At 68.7% G+C, this 21,507-nt stretch carries 11 protein-coding genes; 10 read left to right on the top strand and 1 reads right to left on the bottom strand.

The features are described from left to right. Positions 1–76: 76 nt before the first annotated feature. The 10 genes from CYR75_RS12910 (at position 77) to CYR75_RS12865 (ending at position 21,134) form a co-directional block, all read left to right on the top strand. A complete protein-coding gene (locus CYR75_RS12910; protein ID WP_101500408.1) occupies positions 77–1,003 on the top strand; it encodes a glucokinase in 927 nt (308 codons plus the stop codon). A gap of 81 nt (positions 1,004–1,084) precedes the next feature. After that, complete coding sequence (locus CYR75_RS12905; protein ID WP_101500407.1) at positions 1,085–3,001, top strand: autotransporter assembly complex protein TamA; 1,917 nt, start codon at positions 1,085–1,087, stop codon at positions 2,999–3,001. Further along, a complete protein-coding gene (locus tag CYR75_RS12900) occupies positions 3,001–9,024 on the top strand; it encodes a translocation/assembly module TamB domain-containing protein (RefSeq protein ID WP_101500406.1) in 6,024 nt (2,007 codons plus the stop codon). Before CYR75_RS12905 ends, CYR75_RS12900 begins: the two co-directional genes overlap by 1 nt. Before the next feature lie 244 nt (positions 9,025–9,268). Next, the gene (locus tag CYR75_RS12895) at positions 9,269–10,336 is read left to right on the top strand and encodes an HlyD family secretion protein (protein ID WP_101500405.1); all 1,068 of its coding nucleotides are present in this window, start codon (positions 9,269–9,271) and stop codon (positions 10,334–10,336) included. Continuing rightward, a complete protein-coding gene (rbbA, locus tag CYR75_RS12890; protein ID WP_101500404.1) occupies positions 10,333–13,065 on the top strand; it encodes a ribosome-associated ATPase/putative transporter RbbA in 2,733 nt (910 codons plus the stop codon). Before CYR75_RS12895 ends, rbbA begins: the two co-directional genes overlap by 4 nt. 4 nt (positions 13,066–13,069) lie before the next feature. Beyond that, a complete protein-coding gene (locus CYR75_RS12885) occupies positions 13,070–14,182 on the top strand; it encodes an ABC transporter permease (protein WP_101500403.1) in 1,113 nt (370 codons plus the stop codon). Positions 14,183–14,643: 461 nt separating this feature from the next. Next, a complete protein-coding gene (locus CYR75_RS12880) occupies positions 14,644–16,482 on the top strand; it encodes a PHA/PHB synthase family protein (RefSeq protein ID WP_225972722.1) in 1,839 nt (612 codons plus the stop codon). Positions 16,483–16,489: 7 nt separating this feature from the next. Next, positions 16,490–17,884 (top strand): bifunctional enoyl-CoA hydratase/phosphate acetyltransferase, encoded by a 1,395-nt coding sequence (locus CYR75_RS12875; protein ID WP_101500401.1) that lies wholly within the window; start codon positions 16,490–16,492, stop codon positions 17,882–17,884. Between the two features lie 375 nt (positions 17,885–18,259). Continuing rightward, entirely contained in the window at positions 18,260–19,450 is a 1,191-nt protein-coding gene (locus CYR75_RS12870; RefSeq protein ID WP_101500400.1) for an MFS transporter, read from the top strand. Between the two features lie 151 nt (positions 19,451–19,601). Further along, on the top strand, positions 19,602–21,134 hold the full coding sequence (locus CYR75_RS12865) for a VOC family protein (protein WP_101500399.1): 1,533 nt from the start codon (positions 19,602–19,604) through the stop codon (positions 21,132–21,134). 146 nt (positions 21,135–21,280) lie between these two features. On the opposite strand, the gene CYR75_RS16645 is transcribed toward CYR75_RS12865, so the two are convergent. Further along, complete coding sequence (locus tag CYR75_RS16645; protein ID WP_264080891.1) at positions 21,281–21,412, bottom strand: hypothetical protein; 132 nt, start codon at positions 21,410–21,412, stop codon at positions 21,281–21,283. Between the last annotated feature and the right edge of the window lie 95 nt (positions 21,413–21,507).

Here is a 21,507-nt window from a genome sequence, read left to right as displayed (position 1 = left end):
GGGCCGGATCAATCGACCCGGCCGGCTTGCGCGCTGTCATGGGCTGGCCTAACGCTTTGGAAAACGGGGGCGGGACATGACCAAGTTGCTGGCGGATGTGGGCGGAACCAATGCGCGGCTGGCGCTGGCGCGGGATGGCGGCGTCGACCGGGACAGCATCATCCGTTACCGCGACCGCGACCACGCCAGCTTCGGTCAGGTGCTGCAGGCGTATTTGCAGGCCCAGGGACAGCCGAGGCTGGACGCAGTCTGCATCGCGGTGGCCGGCCCGGTGAGCGGCGGTCAGGCCCGGATGACCAACCGCGACTGGCAGATCTCGGAATCCGGTCTGGCCCGCATGACCGGTGCCCCCCGTGTGCGGCTGATCAACGACCTGATGGCGCTGGGCTATGCCTCGGCCAGCCTGCCCGCCACGGGTCAGGCTGTGCTGCGCCCCGCCCCGGCCGACCGGGCGCGGAACGGGCAGTCGCTGGTCGTGGGCGTGGGCACCGGGCTGAATGTCTGCGCCGTTCAGCGCGCCCCCGATGGCCGGATCGTCTGCCGCGAGGCGGAGGAAGGCCACACCCGCCTGCCCGCCAACATCGCGCAGGCGCTGGCCGACCGGATCGGGGCCGACGCGCTGCGCGGCTTTTCGTCCACCGAGGAAACCTTCGCCGGGCGCGGGCTGGAACGGCTGCATCGCTGCCTGCATGGCGGGTCCGCGATCGGCGCCCGCGCCCTGTCCGAAGCCGCCGAGGCGGGCGAGGCCGAGGCCACGGCCACGCTCGATCTGCTCAGCGACCTGTTTGGCCTTTTGCTGCGCGAATACGCGCTGCGCTTCATGCCGCTGGACGGGCTGTGGCTGGCCGGATCGGTGGCCCGCAGCCTGACCAGCCGCGCCGACCGGATCGCCGCCGCCTTCCTGTCCCAGCCGCAGATGCGCCACATCCCGCAGGACACGCCGCTGCTGGTCATCCGCGACGACATGGCGGCGCTGAATGGCTGTCTTGTCGCGCTCACCTGATTTTTGCCAATCCGCGTGCGCGGCGGCTGGATTTTCCAACCCGATGCTGCGAACATCCCCGCAAGAGCAAGAGGGGCAGGAATGAGGCAGACCGCAAAGCTGGTGGTCATCGCGCTGACGGTGATGGGTGGGGTCATGTCGCAGGCCGCCGCGCAATCCGCCTCATCCTCGAACCCTTTTTCCGGCCTGTCGCGCCTGTTCGGCGGCGGCGGTGAAAAGCCCGTCACGACCGAGGAAGGCCGCGTGCTCGGCCCGCCGGTCGAGTTGGACGTCGTCATCGTCGATGGCGACGACGACCTGCGCGACCCGGTCCGCAGCGCCTCGCTGGTCGCCGGCGCGCTGGCCGAGGATCGCAACACCGGGCAGGACATGCTGGCCGCCGCGCGCGGCGATTATGCGCGCGTGCTGGGCGTGATGTATGACGAGGGGTATTTCTCGGCCATCATCAACATCACCCTCGACGGGGTCGAGGCGGCGGGGATCGCGCCGCTCGATGCGCCGAAATATGTGGGCAAGGTGGTCATCGCCGTCGATCCCGGCCCAAGGTTCAAATTCGCCCGCGCCGAACTGGCGCCGCTGGCGCCCGGCACGCGGCCCGACCCGGATTATGCCGTGGGCGAGACCGCCGGGACCGGCATCATCAAGCGCGCCACGACATCAGCGATCCGCGACTGGCGCGACGCCAGCCACGCCAAGGCCCGTGTCGAAGGCCAGCAGATCATTGCCGACCACAACGCCGCCGCGCTGGAATCCTCAGTCGCGCTGCGCCCCGGCCCGCCGGTCACCTTCGGACGGCTTCATGCCAGCGGAAATGAACGCCTCTCGACCCGCCGCCTGCTGAAGATCGCCGGCTACCCCGAGGGCCGCCCCTTCGATCCTGACGAGCTGGAAACCGTCCGCAAGCGCCTGCGCCGCGCCGGCGTGTTCTCGGCCATCACCCTGGTCGAGGCCGACAATCTGAACCCCGACAACTCGATGGATATCGACCTGAAGGTGGTCGAGCAGAAGCCGCGCCGGATCGGCGCCGCCTTCGAGATCTCGAATGTCGATGGCGCCTCGCTGTCGGCCTATTGGCTGCACCGCAACCTGCTGGGCGGGGGCGAGCGGTTCCGCATCGAGGCCGCGATCAGCGACATCAAGGTCGATGGCGACGGGCGGGATTACTCTTTCGGGATGCGCATCGACCGCCCGGCCACGCTCAGCCCCGACACGACCGGCTATATCGACCTGCAACTGTCCGAAGATAACGAGCCCGATTACTACCTGCGCAGCGGCAGCTTTGCGCTGGGCTTCAACTATATCAAAAGCGACCGCCTGACCGCAGACATCGCCGTGGCCTTCGTCCGCCAGCGGATCAATTACGGCAGCGAGCGTTACGATTACCGCGTCGTCTCGCTGCCCGGCAAGATCACCTGGGACCGCCGCGACGATCTGAAGAACGCCAAGCGCGGCTTCTACCTGCAAGGCGGCGCGACGCCCTTCAAGGGGTTTTCCGGCACGGGCTCGGGCGCGCAACTGACCGGCGAGGCGCGGGTCTATCGCAGCATGCTGACCGATGACCGCCTGACCTTCGCCGCGCGCGGCCGGGCCGGCACCGTCCTTGGCCCCACGATCATCGACACCCCGCCCGACTATCTGTTCTTTTCCGGCGGCGGCGGCAGCGTCCGGGGCCAGCCCTTCGAATCCCTCGGCTTCCGCGTCCCCATCCCCGACACCACCGAAACCGCCTATGTCGGCGGCCAGAGCCTTGTGAACGCCAGCATGGAGGCCCGGTTTCAGGTCCGCGAAAAGATCGGCGCGGTGGCGTTTCTGGATGCCAGCCAGATCTGGGATGACGGCGCCTGGAAGGGCGAGACGAAATGGCATGCGGGCGCGGGCGTGGGGGTGCGCTATGACACGCCCATCGGGCCGCTTCGCTTCGACGTGGCGACGCCGATCCACGGCAATGACGAAGACAGCAAGGTCCAGCTTTACCTGGGCCTGGGACAGGCATTCTGATGATCCGTCGCTTCCTTGCACCGCTGGCCTTTCTGGCGCTGATGCCGTTAGCCGCCCCCAGCCCCGCGCAGACGCCCGCCGCGGCCGAGACGGTGGCCGAGATTTCCGAACAGACCGACGACGATCAGGGCTTTCTGACCCGCTTCGTGCAGAACCGCCTGTCGGGGGCCGGGCGCACGGTGCGGATCGACGGCTTTCGCGGCGCGCTGTCGTCGCGGGCGACCTTTGACCGGATCAGCGTCGCCGACGACAAGGGCGTCTGGCTGGTCCTGCATGACGGCGCGATCCAGTGGACCCGCTCGGCCCTGCTGCGCGGCCGCGTCGAGGTGGGCGAGCTGCAGGCCGCGCTGATCGAGATCCCGCGCGGCCCGGTGTCCGAGGACGAGGACGAGGAACCAAGCCGCGCCGAGGCCCGCAGCTTCAACCTGCCGGAACTGCCGGTCGCGATCCAGATCGAGCATCTGAACGCCGAGCGCGTGGAGCTGGGCAGCCCGCTCTTGGGGGAAGAGGCCGCGATCACCATCGACGGCTCGATGTCGCTGGCCGGGGGCGAGGGGCAGGCGGATGTGGCAATCCGCCGCGTCGATGGCGACAGGGGGATCTTCACCTTCAAGGGCAGCTTCGACAATGACAGCCGAGAACTGCATGTCGATCTGGAGCTGGACGAAGACCCGAACGGCATCTTTTCCCGCCTCGCCGGGATCGAGGGCCGCCCCGCCGTCAGCGGCCGGATCAAGGGCGACGGCCCGCTGGGCGATTTCGCCGCCGATATCAGGCTGGCGACGGACGGGGTCGAACGGGTCAGCGGCCAACTGGCGTTCCAGACCGCCCAGGGGCCGGAAGGCGCGCCCGGCAACAGCTTTTCGCTGGACCTTGGCGGCGATCTGGCGCCGCTGCTGCCGCCCCAGAACCGCGATTTCTTCGCTGGCGACACCCGCATCACCGCCACCGGCTGGCGGGCCATGTCGGGCCGGCTTGTGGTGGACGAGCTGGCGCTGCAGACCGACGCGCTGAAACTGCGCGGGCAACTGGCCACCAATGACAGCAACGCCCCGCAAAAGCTGGACCTGTCCGTCGATTTCGGGGAAGAGGCCGGCGCCCAGGTGCTGCCGGTCACAATCCCCTTCATGAACCCGCCGATCAACGTGCTGTCCGGCAGTCTCGACGTCGATTATGACGCGAGCCAAGGCTCTGGCTGGCAGCTCAAGGGTTGGCTCAGCGAGATCGACCGGGCGCAGATGCGGGTCAAGCGGCTCGATCTGGACGGCAGCGGGCAGGTCCGGCTGGCGCAGGGCGAGACGCTGGAACAGGTCGATGGCCAGATCGGCTTCGACGCCAGCGGCATCAACGTGGTCGACGAACGCCTGCAAAAGGTTCTGGGCGAGACGCTGTCCGGCACCACCGGTTTCGACTTCACCCCCGGCGACGTGCTGGTGCTGTCCGACATGCAGATCACCGGCAAGGATTACGGGCTGCAGGGCGGGCTGACGCTGGACGGGCTGACCAGCGGGATCGTGCTGTCTAGCGACAACCTGACCGCGCGGCATGACGATCTGTCCAACCTGTCGGAACTGGCCGGTCGCCCGCTGGGTGGCAGCGCCTCGGCCGATCTGACCGGGTTTTTTCAGGTGCTGACTGGCGCCTTTGACGTGCAGGGCACCGTCACCGGCCGCGATCTGAGTGTGGACGAACCACGGCTCGACCGGCTGCTGGCCGGCGAATCGCAGATCGCGCTGTCCGCGGGCCGCAGCCAGGACGGGACCGAACTGCGTCGGCTGGCGATCAACGCGCAGCGGATCACCCTGACCGCGCAGGGGCAGGTGACCTCGACTTTCACCGATCTGACGGCTGACTTCGACGTCCCGACGCTGTCCGACATCGACCCCGCGCTGCAGGGCGCGATGCAGGCGCAGGCGCATGTGGTGGGCGAGAACGGCAAGCGCCGGGTGACGCTGGACGGGCAGGCGACGGGGCTGAAGACCGGGGTCGCGGCGCTGGATGGCGCCTTTGCCGGCACGTCCGACCTGACCGCGACGGTGCTGGAAAGCGCCGATGGCGGGTTCACCGTGACCGAGCTGGCGCTGCAGAACGACCAGCTTGCCCTGACCGGCGGCGGCGTCATCGACGGCACGCAGGTCGATGGGCAGTTCGACCTGAATTTCAGCGATCTGGCGGCTTTGGGCGAGACCTTCGGCGGGCGGCTAAACGCGCATGCCGAAATCGCCACCCGCGACGGTGTGCGCGAGATCACCATCGACGGCAACGGCACAGATCTTCGCGTGGGGCAGCCGAACCTGAACAACGCGCTGGCCGGCGAGACGCAGTTTTCCGCCCAGGCCACGCAAACGGGCGACCAGATCCTGCTGGATCAGGCGCGGCTGACCAATCGCGACCTGATCGCCACCGCGCAGGGCAGCATCTCTGGCTCGGGCACGAACCTGACCGGCAATGTGACGCTCGACTCGCTGGCGGCGCTGTCGGGCGATTGGGACGGCTCACTGACCGGTGATCTGGTGCTGACGCAGGGGCCGCAGGGCACCCGCGCGCTGCGGGTCGAGGCGACGGGGCAGGACCTCGCGCTGGGCCCGGATGCCGAGAATGCCCTGCCGGGGCAAACCGACATCACCATCAGCGCCGAGCAGACGCCGGACGGGACGCTGCGGCTGGACAGCTTCGATCTGCGCCACCCAAGGCTGCAGGCGCAGGCCAGCGGCTCTGTCGCGGACGGGGCCATCAACGGGCAGGCGCAGGCGCAGATCGCGGATCTCGCCGCGCTGGGTCGGGGCTGGCAGGGGTCGCTGGACATCAACGCCGGGCTGACCACCGACAGCGACGGCGCCCGCGCGGTCGAGATCACCGGCACCGGGCAGGATATCCGTCTGGGCCAGCAGCAGACCGACGCCGCGCTGACCGGCACGACCCGGATCGACATTGCCGCGCGTCAGGAAGGCGACGGCGCGATTGACGTCAGCCGGGCCAGGATCACCAACGACCAGCTCGACATCAGCGCGCAGGGCCAGATCGGGCAGGCGCAGACCGATGCCACGGCGCAGATCGTCGTCCGCGACCTCGCCTCGCTGGGGCTGGGGCTTCAGGGCTCGCTGGACGTGGACGCCCGCTTTGCCGATATCGGCGACGGCGCGCGGCGGCTGACGGTCAGCGGCCATGGCAACGATCTCTCGCTGGGTCAGATCGGCGCGCAAAGCGGCACCGGCCGGACCGAGATCGACATCGCCGCCGTCGAACGCGGCGACACCTATGTGATCGAGCGGGCAGAGCTTGCGTCCGCGCGCAACAGCATCGTCGCCTCGGGTCAGATCGGGCCGCAGGGCACCGACGCGCAGGCGCAGCTGGCGCTGAACGACCTTGGCGCCTTCGGGCTGGGCATGTCGGGCGCGCTGAACGCGCAGGCCCGGCTGACCGACGCTGAAAACGGCGCCCGCGACTTTTCGCTGACCGGCACCGCGCAGGATCTGGCGCTGAACCAGGCCGGCGCCGACAGTGCCCTGCTGGGCGAGACGCGGATCGAGGTGACGGGGCAGGAACAGGACGGGGTGATCACGCTCGACACCGCGACCATCGCCCATCCCAAGCTGTCCGCCGACGCCTCGGGCCGCTTCGGCGAGGGGCAGAGCGATCTGACCGCGCAGCTGGACGCCAGCGACCTGTCCTTTCTGGGCCGCGACTTTGGCGGCGCGCTGCAGGCGCAGGTCACGCTGCAGGATCAGGACGGCGCGCGCCAGTATCGCCTGACCGGCACCGGGCGCGATCTGCGGCTGGGACAGGCGCAGGCCGATGCCGCCTTGCAGGGCGAGACGCGGCTGGAGGTGCAGGCCGAACAAAGGGGCGGACGGCTGGATATACAGAAGCTGCAGGCCGAGAACGCGCAGCTCAGCCTGTCCGGGCAGGGCAGCATCGGGGACGGCCAGACGGATTTTCAGGCCGACGCCGTCAGCCGCGATCTGGGCTTTCTGGGCCAAGGCTTCGGCGGCTCGGTCCGGGCGCGGGCCGTGCTGCGCGATCAGGGCGGGGTGCAGAACTTTACCATCAGCGGCACCGGGACGGACATCACCACCGGCACCGCCCCGGCCGATGCCGCGCTGCAGGGCGAGACGCGGTTTTCGGCGCGCGGCATCCGCAGCGGCAGCACCATCCGGATCGACGAGGCGCAGGCCCGCAACGCCCGCCTGACCGCCACGGCCGAGGGGCTGGTCGGCGGCGGTCGCACCGATCTGCGGGCGACGCTGAACGCGGCCGATCTGGGCTTTGTCAGCCCGACGCTGCGCGGCCGCGCCCGGATTGAGGGGCGCGTCGTCGATCAGCCGGGCGATGCCCGCCGCATCACCGCGCAGGGCGAGCTGACCGGCCTCGGCATCGGCAATCCGCGCCTCGACGGGCTGCTGGCCGGGACGACGCGGCTGGAACTGGCCGCGATTCAGGACGCCAGCGGGCTGCGCATCCAGAACCTCGACGCGCGCAACCCGCAGCTGCGCGTGATCGCCAATGGCAACCCGGTCGAGGCGCTGAATGTCGATGCCCGGCTGGCCGATCTGGCCGCGCTGGTGCCCGGCCTGAACGGTCCCGCGCAGGCGGTCGGCACCATCCGTCAGACGCCCGAGGGCAACCGGATCGAGCTGGACCTGACCGCCCCCGGCGGCACCCGCGCCCGCGTCGCCGGGCTGCTGGCCGGGACGGCGACCGATCTGCGCATGTCCGGGGTGGGCGATGCCGCGCTGGTCAACCCGCTGCTGCGCACCCGCAGCGTCGAAGGGCCGGTCCGCTTCGATCTGCGGATGCAGGGCGAGCCGGGGCTGGACGCGCTCAGCGGCACGCTGAACCTCGACAATGGCCGGCTGGCCGAGCCGCGCATCGGCCTGACGCTGCAGGGGCTGAACCTCTCGGCGCGGCTCGATCGCGGGCTGATCGCGGTCGATCTGCGCGGCGGCCTGTCCGCCGGGGGCAGCGTCAGCGTCGATGGCAATGTCGATCTGCGGTCGGGCAGCCCGGTTCTGGACCTGACTGCGCGGCTGAACAGCGCCGTGATCCGCGACCCCAGCCTGTATGAGCTGACCGCCGACGGCACCGTGACGCTGACCGGCCGTGCCGCCGACGGCCCGCTGGTCGGCGGCACCATCAACATCCTGCATGCAGAAATCCGCATCCCCTCGACCGGTCTCGGCGGGGCCAAGGCGATCCCCGACATCATCCACCGCAACGACAGTTGGCAGGCCGCCGCCACCCGCGCCAAGGCCGGGATAGAACCCTATGGCAGCGCCGCCGCCCAGGCCGCCGGCCTTGGCGGCCCGGCCGCGATCCCGCCCGCCAATCCGGCGCGCTTCGACCTGACCATCCGCGCCCCGAACCAGGTCTTTATCCGCGGCCGTGGCGTCGATGCCGAACTGGGCGGCGAGATGCGCCTGACCGGCAACGCCCGCACCCCCATCCCCATCGGCCAGCTATCGCTGATCCGGGGCCGCGTCGATCTGCTGGGCAAACGCTTCGACCTGACCGAGGGGCTGATCGAGCTGCAGGGCAGCCTCGTCCCCGTCATGCGGCTGGTGGCGTCCCATACCGAGGGCGGCATCCTGACCCGCATCATCATCGACGGCGATCTGCGCGAGCCGGACATCACCTTTGAATCGGTCCCCGAACTGCCGCAGGAAGAGGTGCTGTCCTATCTGCTGTTTGGGCGCGGTCTGGACCAGATCAGCGCCCTGCAGGCCGCCCAGCTGGCCAATGCGGTGGCGGTGCTGGCCGGGCGTGGCGGCATCGGCGTGGTCGGCAATATCCGCGAGGCCGCCGGGCTGGACGATCTGGACCTGACTGTAGACGATGAGGGCAATGTCGCCGTCCGGGCCGGGAAATACCTGTCCCGCAACGTCTATACCGATGTCGAGGTCAACGGCGACGGCGAGACGCAGATCAACCTGAACCTCGACCTGACCGAGTCCCTGACCGCCCGCGGCTCGGTCGGCAGCGACGGCGACACGTCGATCGGCATCGCGTTCGAGCGGGATTACTGACGCCGGGGCGGCCCAAGTCCAGCGAACGGCGGGGGTCGGGAAAAGTTGCCCTGGCGCAAATGCCACCTCGATGCTGCGTTGCGGCATCGGGTCGCAGGTCTTGATTTGCAGCCCTCGCAGGCCCCAGCTTGTCAGCATGTGTTGACTTGCTGCGGCATGGCATTCCATCTGGCGGTCGGCGCTGCCGCTGCGCGCTGACCCGTCCCGGCCATCGGGGCAAACGCATTGGACCGAGGAGACGGGAATGCCGAAATCCAATCTGAAACGCTTTGCGCCCCTGATCCTGCTGGTCGCGGTCATTGCCGCCTATCTCGGCTGGACGCAGTTGCAGGCGCCCGACCTGCCCGACGGCTTTGCCGCCGCCAATGGCCGGATCGAGGCGACCGAGATCGACATCGCCGCCCTGACCGGCGGCCGCATTGCCGAGATCACCGCGTCCGAGGGCGATTTCGTCCGTCAGGGCGATGTGCTGGTGCAGATGGATGTGGTGCAGCTGAACGCGCAGCGCCGCCAGGCCGAGGCGCAGCTGCGTCGGGCCGAGATCGGCGTCCAGACCGCGACCGCCCTTGTCGCGCAGGCCGAGGCGCAGCAGCGCGCGGCGGCGGCCTCTGTCGATCAGGCGCAGGCGATGGCGGATGCGGCGGCGCAGCGTTATGCCCGCTCGGCGCAGCTGCGCGACAGCAACACCGTTTCGCAGCAGGTGCTGGACGACGATCTGGCCCGCGACCGTCAGGCCAAGGCCGGTGTCGCCTCGGCCGAGGCGCAGAAGGCCGCAGCCGAAGCCGGGATCAGCAGCGCCAAGGCTCAGGTGGTCGATGCCGAGGCCGCGATCGAGGCCGCGAAGGCGTCCATCGACGTCATCTCGTCGGCCATCGATGACGCGACGCTGACCTCGCCCCGCGATGGGCGCATCCAGTATCTGATCGCGCAAGAGGGCGAGATCGTCGGCTCGGGCGGGCGCATCCTCAGCCTCGTGGATCTGGGCGATGTCTACATGACCGTCTTCCTGCCGACGTCGCAGGCCGGGCGCGTGCAGGCGGGCGCCGAGGTGCGGCTGGTCATGGACGCGGCGCCCGATCTCGTGATTCCGGCGACCGTCTCCTATGTCGCCGATGTCGCGCAGTTCACCCCCAAGACCGTCGAGACCGCCGATGAGCGCGAAAAGCTGATGTTCCGCGTCCGCGCCCGGATCGAACCGGAATTGCTGACCCGCTATCTGGAACACGTCAAGACCGGCCTGCCCGGCATGGCCTATATCCGGCTGGACCCCGAGGCCGAATGGCCCGATGCGCTTGCCGATGTCGTGACATGACCGCGCCCGCCGCCCCGGTCGCGCAGGTCCGCAACCTGACCCTGCGTTATGGCGATGTGACCGCGCTGGATGATGTGACGCTGGACATCCCCGCCGGGCGCATGGTCGGGCTGATCGGCCCGGACGGGGTCGGCAAATCCAGCCTGCTGTCGCTACTGGCCGGGGCGCGGGTGATCCAGCAGGGCGAGGTGCAGGTCTTGGGCGGCGACATGCGCGACGCCGGGCACCGCCGGCAGGCCGGGCCGCGCATCGCCTATATGCCGCAGGGGCTGGGCAAGAACCTGTATCCGACGCTGTCGGTGCAGGAGAACCTGGACTTCTTCGGCAGCCTGTTCGGCCATGACAAGGCCGAACGCGCCCGCCGCAGCGCCGATCTGCTGGGCGCGACGGGGATGCTGCCCTTTCGCGACCGTCCGGCGGCGAAACTGTCCGGCGGCATGAAGCAGAAGCTGGGGCTGTGCTGCGCGCTGATTCACGACCCGGATTTCCTGATCCTCGACGAGCCGACGACCGGCGTGGACCCGCTGGCCCGGCGTCAGTTCTGGGACCTGATCGCCCGCATCAGCCGCGACCGCCCGCAGATGAGCGTCATCACCGCCACCGCCTATATGGAGGAGGCCGCGCATTTCGACTGGCTGGTGGCGATGAACGCGGGCCGGGTGCTGGCCACCGGGACGCCCGCCGAATTGCTGGCCCGGACCGGCGCGAAGAACCTTGACGAGGCGTTCATCGCGCTGCTGCCCGAGGCCGACCGGGGCCGGGACGCGGCGCTTGTCATCCCGCCCCGCACCGGCGGCAGCGAGGAAATCGCCATCGAGGCCGAGGGGCTGACCCAGCGGTTCGGCGACTTCACCGCCGTCGACAACGTCTCGTTCCGCATCCGGCGGGGCGAGATCTTCGGGTTTCTGGGCTCGAACGGTTGCGGCAAGACCACGACGATGAAGATGCTGACCGGCCTGCTGGAACCGACCGAGGGTCGGGCCAAATTGTTCGGGCATGAGGTCGATGCCCGCGACCTTGCCGTGCGCCGCCGCGTCGGGTTCATGTCGCAGGCGTTTTCCCTCTATTCCGAACTGACGGTGCTGCAGAACCTTGAACTGCACGCGCGCCTGTTCGCCATGCCCGAGGCCGCGATTCCCGGGCGCGTGCAGGCGATGATCGACCGCTTCGGCTTGGGCGCCGTGACCCACAGCCTGCCCGAGGCGCTGCCCCTGGGCATCCGCCAGCGCCTGTCGCTGGCCGTGGCGATGATCCACGGGCCGGAGATCCTGATCCTGGACGAGCCGACATCGGGCGTCGATCCGGTCGCGCGCAACGCGTTCTGGCGGATTCTGGCGGAACTGTCGCGCAATGACGGGGTGACGATCTTTGTCTCGACCCATTTCATGAACGAGGCCGAGTGGTGCGACCGGATCAGCCTGATGCATGCCGGCAAGGTGCTGGTCAGCGACACCGCGCAGGCGATTGCCGCGTCCAAAGGGCATGCCACGCTGGAGGCCGCCTTCATCGACTATCTGGAAGAGGCCATCGGCGAAAGCGAAGCCGCCCCTGCGCCGCAAGCCCCGGCCCCGGCTGCACCAATGGCGGCCGCCCCGCCCGCGCGGTTCAGCATGCGGCGTCTGCTCAGCTATTCGCAGCTGGAAAGCCTGCAACTGCAGCGCGACCCGATCCGGCTGGCCATGGCGCTGATCGGCAGCCTGCTGCTGATGATCGTCATCGGCTATGGCATCAACATGGATGTCGAGAACCTGTCCTTTGCCGCGCTGGACCGCGACCGCACCACCACCAGCCGCGATTATATCGAGAACATTGCCGGCTCGCGCTATTTCCACGAACAGCCGGCGCTGACCGTTTACGACGATCTGGACGCCCAGATGCGGGCGGGCCGGATCGCGCTGGCGGTCGAGATCCCGCCCGGTTTCGCCGCCGATATCGCGCGCGGTCGCGATGTCGAGGTCGGCGCCTGGTATGACGGCGCCGCCCCGCAGCGCGCCAACACCGTGCAGGGCTATGTGCAGGGAATGCATGCCGACTGGATCCAGCGCCACATCCGCGAGAGTTTCGGCCCCGCCGCCCTGGCGGGGAATTTCGAGCTCGTGACGCGCTATCGCTATAACCCCGACGTCCGCTCGATCATCGCCATCGTCCCGGCGGTGATCCCGATCCTGCTGCTGATCATCCCGGCGATGCTGACCACGCTGTCAGTGGCGCGGGAACGCGAGCTTGGCTCGATCATCAACTTCTACGTCACCCCGGTGACAAGGTTCGAGTTCCTGATCGGCAAGCAGCTGCCCTATATCGCCATCGGGATGCTGAACTTCTTTCTGATGCTGGTCATGGCACGGATGCTGTTCGGCGTGCCCTTCAGCGGCAGTCTGGCCGGGTTCACGCTGGCCGCGCTGGTCTATGTCACCGCGACGACGGCGCTGGGGTTTCTGGTCTCGGTCTTCATCGCCAGCCAGGTTGCGGCGCTGTTTGCGACCGCGCTGCTGACGCTGATCCCGGCGATCTCCTATTCCGGGCTGATCGACCCGGTGTCCTCACTGGCAGGGTTCGGGCAGGTCATCGGCACCATCTATCCGACGACATGGTTCGTCACCGTGGCCCGCGGTGCGTTTTCCAAGGCCTTCGGTCTGGCCGAGATGATCCAGCCGATGCTGGCCATGGCGCTGGCCGTGCCGGTCATCCTGGGGGCTGCGATGCTGTTTCTGAAGAAGCAGGCGAGGTGAGGCCATGAATGTCCGGAACATCTGGAACCTCGGCATCAAGGAATTGCGCGGCCTGCTGCGCGACCCGATCATGCTGCTGCTGATCGTCTATGCCTTCAGCCTGTCGATCTGGACCTCGTCCCATGCCGCGCCCGAGGCGCTGGCCAACGCCACCATTTCCATCGTGGACGAGGATCAGTCGCACCTCTCCTCGCGCATCATCTCGGCCTTCTACCCGCCCAATTTCCTGCCGCCCAAGCTGATCACGGCGGATGAGATGGACCGGCGCATGGATGCGGGCGAGGATACCTTCGCGCTGAACATCCCGCCCGATTTCGCCCGCGACGTGCTGGCCGGCAAGGCGCCCGCGATCCAGCTGAACGTCGATGCCACGCGGATGAGCCAGGCCTTCACCGGCAGCGGCTATATCCAGCAGATCGTCACCGCCGAGGTGTCGGAACATGTCGCCGGCCACCGCGCGCCCACGGCGTTGCCGGTGGGGCTGGCGCTGCGGGCGCGCTACAACCCCTCGCTCGATCCGGTCTGGTTCGGCGCGATCACCAGCGTCATGCAGTCGATCACCATGCTGTCGCTGGTCCTGACTGGCGCCGCGCTGATCCGCGAGAAAGAGCATGGCACCGTCGAGCATCTGCTGGTCATGCCGGTCACGGCGGGCGAGATCATGCTATCCAAGATCTGGTCGATGGGCGGGGTCGTGCTGCTCGCCTCGGCCTTCGCGCTGACGGTGGTGGTGCAGGGGGTGATGGCGGTGCCGATCGCCGGCTCGCTGCCGCTGTTTCTGGCCGGCGCGGTGCTGATGCTGTTCGCGATGACGGCGATGGGCGTCTATCTGGCGACGGTGGCGGGCACCATGCCGCAATTCGCGCTGCTGATGATGCTGGTGCTGCTGCCGCTGCAGGTGCTGTCGGGCGCGCTGACCCCGCGCGAATCCATGCCCGAATTCATCCAGACGCTGATGCTGGCCGCGCCGAACACGCATTTCGTCATGCTCTCGCAAAGCATCCTGTTTCGCGGGGCGGGCATCGCGACGGTCTGGCCGCAGTTCCTGGCGCTTGCGATCATCGGCACGGTGCTGTTCATGCTGGCGCTGCGGCGCTTCCGTGGTTTCCTGCAATAAGGGGACCGGGCGGGGGCGCAGGCCCTCGCGAGATCGAAAACTGACCGAAAGGACGAGACATGGCGAAGAAAGCCCAGAAACGTGAGAGTGCAAAGCCGAGCGGGAAGTCCCCCGCGCCGGCCACGTCGCCCGAAGCGGTGAAGGCGGCGCCGGTGTCGTCGGAAAACAAGGCGGCCACCGCGCCGGGCAAGACTCCGCGGAAAGCGGCCACGGACCCCGCGCCGGTGGCCGGTAAGGCGGTCGAAGCCACGGCAGCGAAGCAGACATCGCCCAAGCGCCCCGCGTCCGCCAAGCAGCCCGCACCCAGAGCCGCAGCCAGCCAATCCACGCCCGCTGCCGCCCCGGCGGCATCCACCGCCGCGCCGGTCAAACCCGAGCCGGCGAAACCTGCGCCCGAGGCGTCCAAGTCTGTCCACTCCAGTCCCGCGCCGTCCCCATCCGCAGACGCCACGCCCTCGCCGGTGAAGCAGCCGACGCCGGCACCCAAGGCCACCGCGCCCGCGCAGAGCCAGCCCGCGACTCCCACCGCCCTCCCCGCAACTATCCCGCAACCCACCCCACTGCCGCAGCCGACTGCGGGCGAGACCGACCCGCTCGGCGCCGAGGTCTTTCAGGCCTTCGACCGGATGCGGGCCGCCAATCTCAGCCATGTCACCGCCGGGATCTCGCCCGGCGCGCTGGCGACGGCCTATTTCGACTGGGCCTTTCACCTCGCCTCGGCCCCCGGCAAGCAGATGGAGCTGGGCCTCAAGGCCGCGCGGAAATGGCGGCGGCTGGCGGCGTGGCTGTGGTCCTCGGCCGTGGACCCGGAGACCCCGCCTGTCATCGCGCCGCTGCCCGGCGACCGCCGGTTTGCGCATGAGGCGTGGTCGAAGCCGCCCTTCAACCAGTTCGCGCAAGCCTTCCTGCTGCAGCAGCAATGGCTGCACAATGTCACCACCGACGTCCCCGGCGTGACCCAGCACAGCGAGAATGTGGTCTCCTTCGTGGCCAAGCAGATGCTGGACATGCTGTCGCCGTCGAACAACCCGCTGACCAACCCCGAGGTCATCGCCCGCACCCTGGCCACCGGCGGCATGAACTTCCTTGAAGGCTGGAAGAACCTGGCCGAGGATCAGGCCCGCATCGCCACCGGCCGCCCCCCGGTCGGAACCGAGGATTTCGTGCCTGGCCAGACCGTCGCGGTAACGCCCGGCAAGGTCATCTACCGCAACCACCTGATCGAGCTGATCCAGTATTCGCCCACCACCGACAAGGTCCACCCCGAGCCGGTGCTGATCGTTCCGGCCTGGATCATGAAATATTACATCCTCGACCTCAGCCCGGAAAACTCGCTGATCAAATGGCTGGTCGGGCAGGGTCACACGGTCTTCGTGATCTCGTGGCGCAATCCCGACGCCTCGGATCGCGATCTCGAGATGGACGATTATCGCCAGATGGGCGTGATGGCGGCGCTGGATGCGATCGGCGAAATCCAGCCAGATCAGAAGGTGCACGGCGTCGGCTATTGCCTTGGCGGCACGCTGCTGTCCATCGCGGCGGCGGCCATGGCCGGGCAGGGCGACGACCGGCTGGCCAGCATGACCCTGCTGGCCGCGCAGGTCGATTTCACCGAACCCGGTGAACTGGCGCTGTTCATCGACCCCAGCCAGTTGCATTTCCTCGACAGCATGATGTGGAGCCGGGGGTATCTGTCCGCCGACCAGATGGCCGGTGCCTTCCAGCTCTTGCGCTCGAACGATCTGATCGGGTCGCGGGTGGTGCGCGAATATCTGATGGGCGAGCGTTCGCCGATGTTCGACCTGATGGCCTGGAACGCCGACAGCACCCGAATGCCGTGGCGGATGCACAGCGAATATCTGCGCCGGCTCTATCTGGAAAACCAGCTGTCCTCGGGGCGGTTCACGGTCGATGGCAAGACCGTGCTGCTGCAGAACATCCGCGTCCCGGTCTTTGCCGTCGCGACCGAGCGGGACCACGTCGCGCCCTGGGAATCGGTCTACAAGATCCACCAGTTCAGCGATTGCGAGGCGACCTTCGCGCTGACCTCGGGCGGGCATAATGCCGGCATCGTCACCCCGCCCGACCATCCGCGCCGCCATTACCGCCTGGCCACCCGCAAGCGCGGTGCGCCGCTGCTGTCCGAGCAGGCCTGGATGGATCGCCACGAGCCGGTTCAGGGGTCGTGGTGGCTGCCCTGGCAGGCGTGGCTGGCCAGCCGGTCCTCGACCCCCGTGGCGCCGCCTGCGATGGGGGCGGCGATCTGCGACGCGCCCGGCAGCTATGTTCACCAGAAATGAGGCCGCAATGACCCAGACGCTGACCAACCGCACCTTCGATCAGCTTCGGATCGGCGACCGGGCCGAACTGACCCGCAGCGTCGGCCCCGAGGATATCTCGCTGTTCGCGGCGCTGTCGGGCGACAACAACCCGGCGCATCTGGATGCCGCTTTCGCCGCCGACGGGCCGTTCGGCCATGTCATCGCGCATGGGATGTGGACGGCGGGGCTGGTCTCGGCCGTGCTGGGGACGCGTCTGCCGGGGCCGGGGACGATCTATCTGGGGCAGGAAATCCGCTTTCGCCGCCCGGTCATGCCCGGCGACACCATCACCGCCTCGCTCGAGGTGGTCGAGCTGATGGCCGACACGCGCCGCGTGCGTCTGGCCGCGATCTGCACCAATCAGCAGGGCGAGACGGTGCTGGAAGGCGACGCGCTGGTGCTGGCGCCCAAGACCCCGGTCACATGGCATCCCGGCCCGCTGCCCAAGGCGGTGATCCACCACCCCGGCCGCTACATGAGTTTTATCGAGCAGGCGCGGGCGCTGCCGCCCGTCACGGCGGGGGTGGTGCATCCCTGTTCGAAAGCCGCGATCATGGGCGCCATTGAGATCCGCGACGAGGGGCTGATGGACCCGATCCTGATCGGTCCCGAGGCGCGGATCCGCGCCGCCGCCGACGAGGCCGGGGTCTCGCTGGACGGGATGGTGATCGAGAATACCGAGCACAGCCACGCCGCCGCCGCCCGCGCCGTCGAGATGGCCGCGCGGGGCGAGATCCAGGTGCTGATCAAGGGCAGCCTGCACAGCGACGAATTGCTGGGCGCGGTGGTGTCCAAGACCGGCGGCCTGCGGACCGAGCGGCGGATCAGCCATATCTATGGCATGGACGTGCCCGCCTATGGCAAGCCGCTGATCATCACCGATGCCGCGATCAACATCCAGCCGACGCTCGACCACAAGCGCGACATCTGCCAGAACGCGGTGGATCTGATGCGCCTGCTGGGGGCGAAACAGCCCAAGGTCGCGGTGCTGGCGGCGGTCGAGACGGTGAACGAGACCATGCCCGCCACGCTCGACGCCGCCGCGCTGACGGTGATGGCGGCGCGCGGGCAGATCACCGGCGCGCTGGTCGACGGGCCGCTGGCCTTCGACAATGCGATCAGCCCGGAATCGGTGGCGACCAAGGGGATCGTCTCGCCCGTGGCCGGGCAGGCCGACATCCTGCTGGTCCCGGACCTGGAAGCCGGGAACATGCTGGCCAAGCAGCTGATCTATTTCGCCGGCGCGACCGCCGCCGGGCTGGTGCTGGGCGCCCGCGTGCCCATCGTGCTGACCAGCCGCGCCGACCCGCTGTCCGCCCGCATCGCCTCGGCGGCGCTGGCGAAACTGGCGGTGATCCGCAAGGCGGAAGCGGTGGGGTGAGGGTGGTGCTGTCTGCCGCCTGAGGCGCGCGCGGTAACGGCTGCGGGCGGGGCTGATCGTCCAGTGGCTTCAAGACGAGCCGGTGACAGCCTGATCCGGGGTGCGACAACAACGGTGTGTGGTGAAGCTGACCCGCCGAATGTTCTAAAAGGAACTTTCCGACCTGCGCCAGCCCTTCCGACTGTCCAATTCGCTGGGTCAGGGCGATGGCCCTGATCCGCCTTCAGAGGCGCCGCACAGTCTCGCTCGGCACGGTTCGGATCGCTCCCGCACATCAGGCGTCATCCAACTTCACGCACCCTGCGCAAGCACCTTGCCCACCTGCCCCATCCCCCGCTACATCTCTCGCCACGAAAGCCCTTTTCATGGCGACACATGCTCCCTCGCGTCTTGGGAAATGGCGAATTGCGCAAGCTGCTGGCCGCTCAGGTGCCGGCGGATTTTGCGGATTGGCTGGATTTCGTGGCCATCGGTGCGCTGCTGGCCTTTGTCTGGCAGGCGCCCAGCATCGCCTATGCGCTGCTGGCGGTGGCGATGGGCGCGCCCTATCTGCTGGTCGGGCCGTTTGCCGGGGCGCTGGTCGACCGCTGGTCGGTGCGGGCGGTGCTGATCGTCAGCAATCTGGGGCGCGGCGCGGCCACGGCGGCGTTCTTTCTGGCCGATGACTGGCCGCTGCTGCTGGCGCTGATCGCGCTGCGGAGTTGCGTCGACAGCTTCTTCACCCCGGCCAAGCAGACCGCCATTCAGGCGCTGACCGACAGGGCCGAGCGCGCCTCGGCCAACGGGCTGAGCCATGCCATCAACCAGGCGTCCAAGGTCGTGGCGCCGGGGCCGGGGGCGACGCTGCTGATCTGGCTCGCGCCCGGCAGCGTGTTCATGCTGAACGCGGGGATTTCCGCTCTGGCGGCGGTGCTGACGATGCGGCTGGCCCCGATCCGGCGGCCGGCGACGGATCACGACCCCGAAACCATGTTTGCAGGCGTCCGCGCGGGGTGGGACGTGGTGCGGCAGAACCCGATCATCCGCACCGTGGTGCTGATGATGGCGGCCAGCTATTTCGCCATGTTCATCTATGACACCTTCATCGCGCCGCTGACCCGCGAGTTAGGTTTCGCGCCCCAGCATCTGGGCTATGCGCTGGCGGCGAGCGGGGCGGGGGGCGTGCTCGGCTCGGTCGTGTTCACCCTGCTGCCGGATCTGCGGCGGCCGCAATACTGGGTGGCGGCGGGGACGGCGGTCGCCTCGGTCGTGCTGCTGATCCTCGGCGGGGCGGAGCTGCTGGGGGCGGAACTCGCTGCGGTGGTGCTGGTCGCGATCTTTCTGGTGCTGGGCTTCGTCTCGGCCATGTCGGTGGTGCCGATCCGCGTCGTGCTGCAGAACGAGGTGCCCGATCACCGCATGGCCTCGGTCACCGCGCTGGGCGAGGCGGCGAACATGACCGCGCTGCTGGCGGCGCCGTTTCTGGGCGCGGTGCTGGCCGAGGCGATCTCGGTCGGCGCGCCCTTTGTCGCGGGCGGGATGATCACGCTGATCGTCGCCGCCGTGGCCGCGCGGGCAGAGTGGTAGGCGCGGGGGCTGTTCGGCCGCCACGAACGCCGTTTTCGGGATTGCGCCACGGGCAATTTCGCACGCAGGATACCAGATTGCAGCCTGAGACGTCGCAGACCGCAAGGAACATCGCCATGACCACGCTTTTCGCCGCCGAAGGGGGTCTGACATGACCTCTGGCATCCATCACGTCACCGGCATCACCGCCCATGTCCAGCAGAATGTGGACTTCTACGCGGGCTTTCTGGGGCTGCGGCTGGTCAAGCAGACCGGCGGGTTCGAAGATGCCGAGCAGCTGCACCTGTTCTATGGCGACCAAGCGGGCAGCCCCGGCACCGTCATCTCGTTTCTGGTGTGGGAGGCCGCAGGGCGCGGCCGCGTCGGGCATGGGCAAATCTCGGAGATCGCGCTGGCGATCCCGCCGGCGAGCCTGGGCGACTGGCTGACCCGCGCGATGCGCGCCGGCGTCCCGGTCGAGGGGCCGATGCGCGAATTCGGCGCCCCGGTGCTGCGGCTGCGCGACCCGGACGGGCTAGTGGTCAAGCTGGTCGGCATCGACCGCCCCGCCCCCGCGCCCCTGCACGATGCGAACGCGCCCACCCGGCTGCACAGCGTCACCCTGCTGTCCGAAAACCCCGACCAGACCACCGCCTTTCTGGACCGCTTCGGCTATGCCCCGCACAGTGCCGAGGGCGGGATTCAGCGGCTGGCATCGGACCGCGACGTGGTGGACATCCGCGACGCCTCGGGCTTTGTGCCCAGCATCCCCGGCGCGGGCATCGTTGATCACGTCGCCTTCCGCGCCCCGGATACGGTCGCGCTGCGCGTCATGCGCGACGGGCTGGCGGGGATCGAGACCTCCGAGATCCACGACCGAAAATATTTCACCTCGCTTTATATGCGCGAGCCGGCCGGGACGCTGCTGGAATACGCCACCGACGGGCCCGGCTTTGCCGTGGACGAACCGCCCGAGCGGCTGGGCGAGACGCTGATGCTGCCCCCGCACGAGGCCGCGCGCGAGCAGGACCTGCGGGTGATGCTGCCGCAATTCGCGCGGCCGGGCGAGGACCGCTTCCCGATCCGCGACCTGCCCTTCATCCACCGCTTTCACCGCCCCGCCGATCCCGATGGCAGCACCATCGTCCTGCTGCACGGCACCGGCGGGAACGAGGCTGATCTGATGCCGCACGCCCATCGGCTGAACCCGCGCGCGACGCTGCTGGGCGTGCGCGGCCGCTCGACCGAGGAAGGCATCAACCGCTGGTTCCGCCGCTATCACGCGGTCAGCTATGACCAGGCCGACATCCGCGCCGAGGCCGAGGCCTTTGTCGTCTTCGCGGCCGAGGCCGAGCGGGCTTATGGCCTCGACGCCGGGCGGATGAGCTATCTGGGCTATTCCAACGGCGCGAACCTGCTGGGTGCGGTCCTGCAACTGCATCCCGGCACCATCCGCCGCGCGATCCTGCTGCGCGGCCTCCAGGTGCTGGACGACCCGCCCCGCCCCGACCTGACCGGCACTGAGGCGCTGCTGATCACCGGCGCGGACGATCCCTTTGGCCGCATGGCACCCGCTTTGGCCCAAGCCCTACGCGACGCCGGCGCGGATCTGGAGAACCCGGTCATCGACGCCCAACACGCCCTGACGCCGGAGGACGCAGAGATCGCCGGCAACTGGCTTGCGGCGCGCGAGGGGCGAGGGTGAGGACGCTGGGCGGGGTGCCTGAGTTGGCAGCGGGACGCAGGATTTACGCGGTGCTCTGATGACCGTCGCCCCACGCCCGGACACGTTTCGGGCAACGCTGACGTAGCGGTGATTCCTCTGCGCCGTAGCTGCGACAACGGATCAACTCACTCCACCTGAAACGGCGCGTAACCCTCCTCCCACTCCATCAGCGAGCTGATGCACCCATAGCGGCAGGGCGGGGGCTCTGGCGCGCAGGCCGCAAGAAGCAGCAGCGCGAGGCAGGCAAGACGAACCATGAGATCACCATTTACAACTCGAACACATGTCACAGACACAGCCATCCTAGCCGGTTTTCGCCGGACTGGGTATAGAAGGCAGCGAAAGGCGGGGC

It is taken from the genome of Paracoccus jeotgali, from assembly GCF_002865605.1.
Lineage (GTDB): Bacteria > Pseudomonadota > Alphaproteobacteria > Rhodobacterales > Rhodobacteraceae > Paracoccus > Paracoccus jeotgali.
This window is presented reverse-complemented; position numbering and strand designations above follow the sequence as displayed.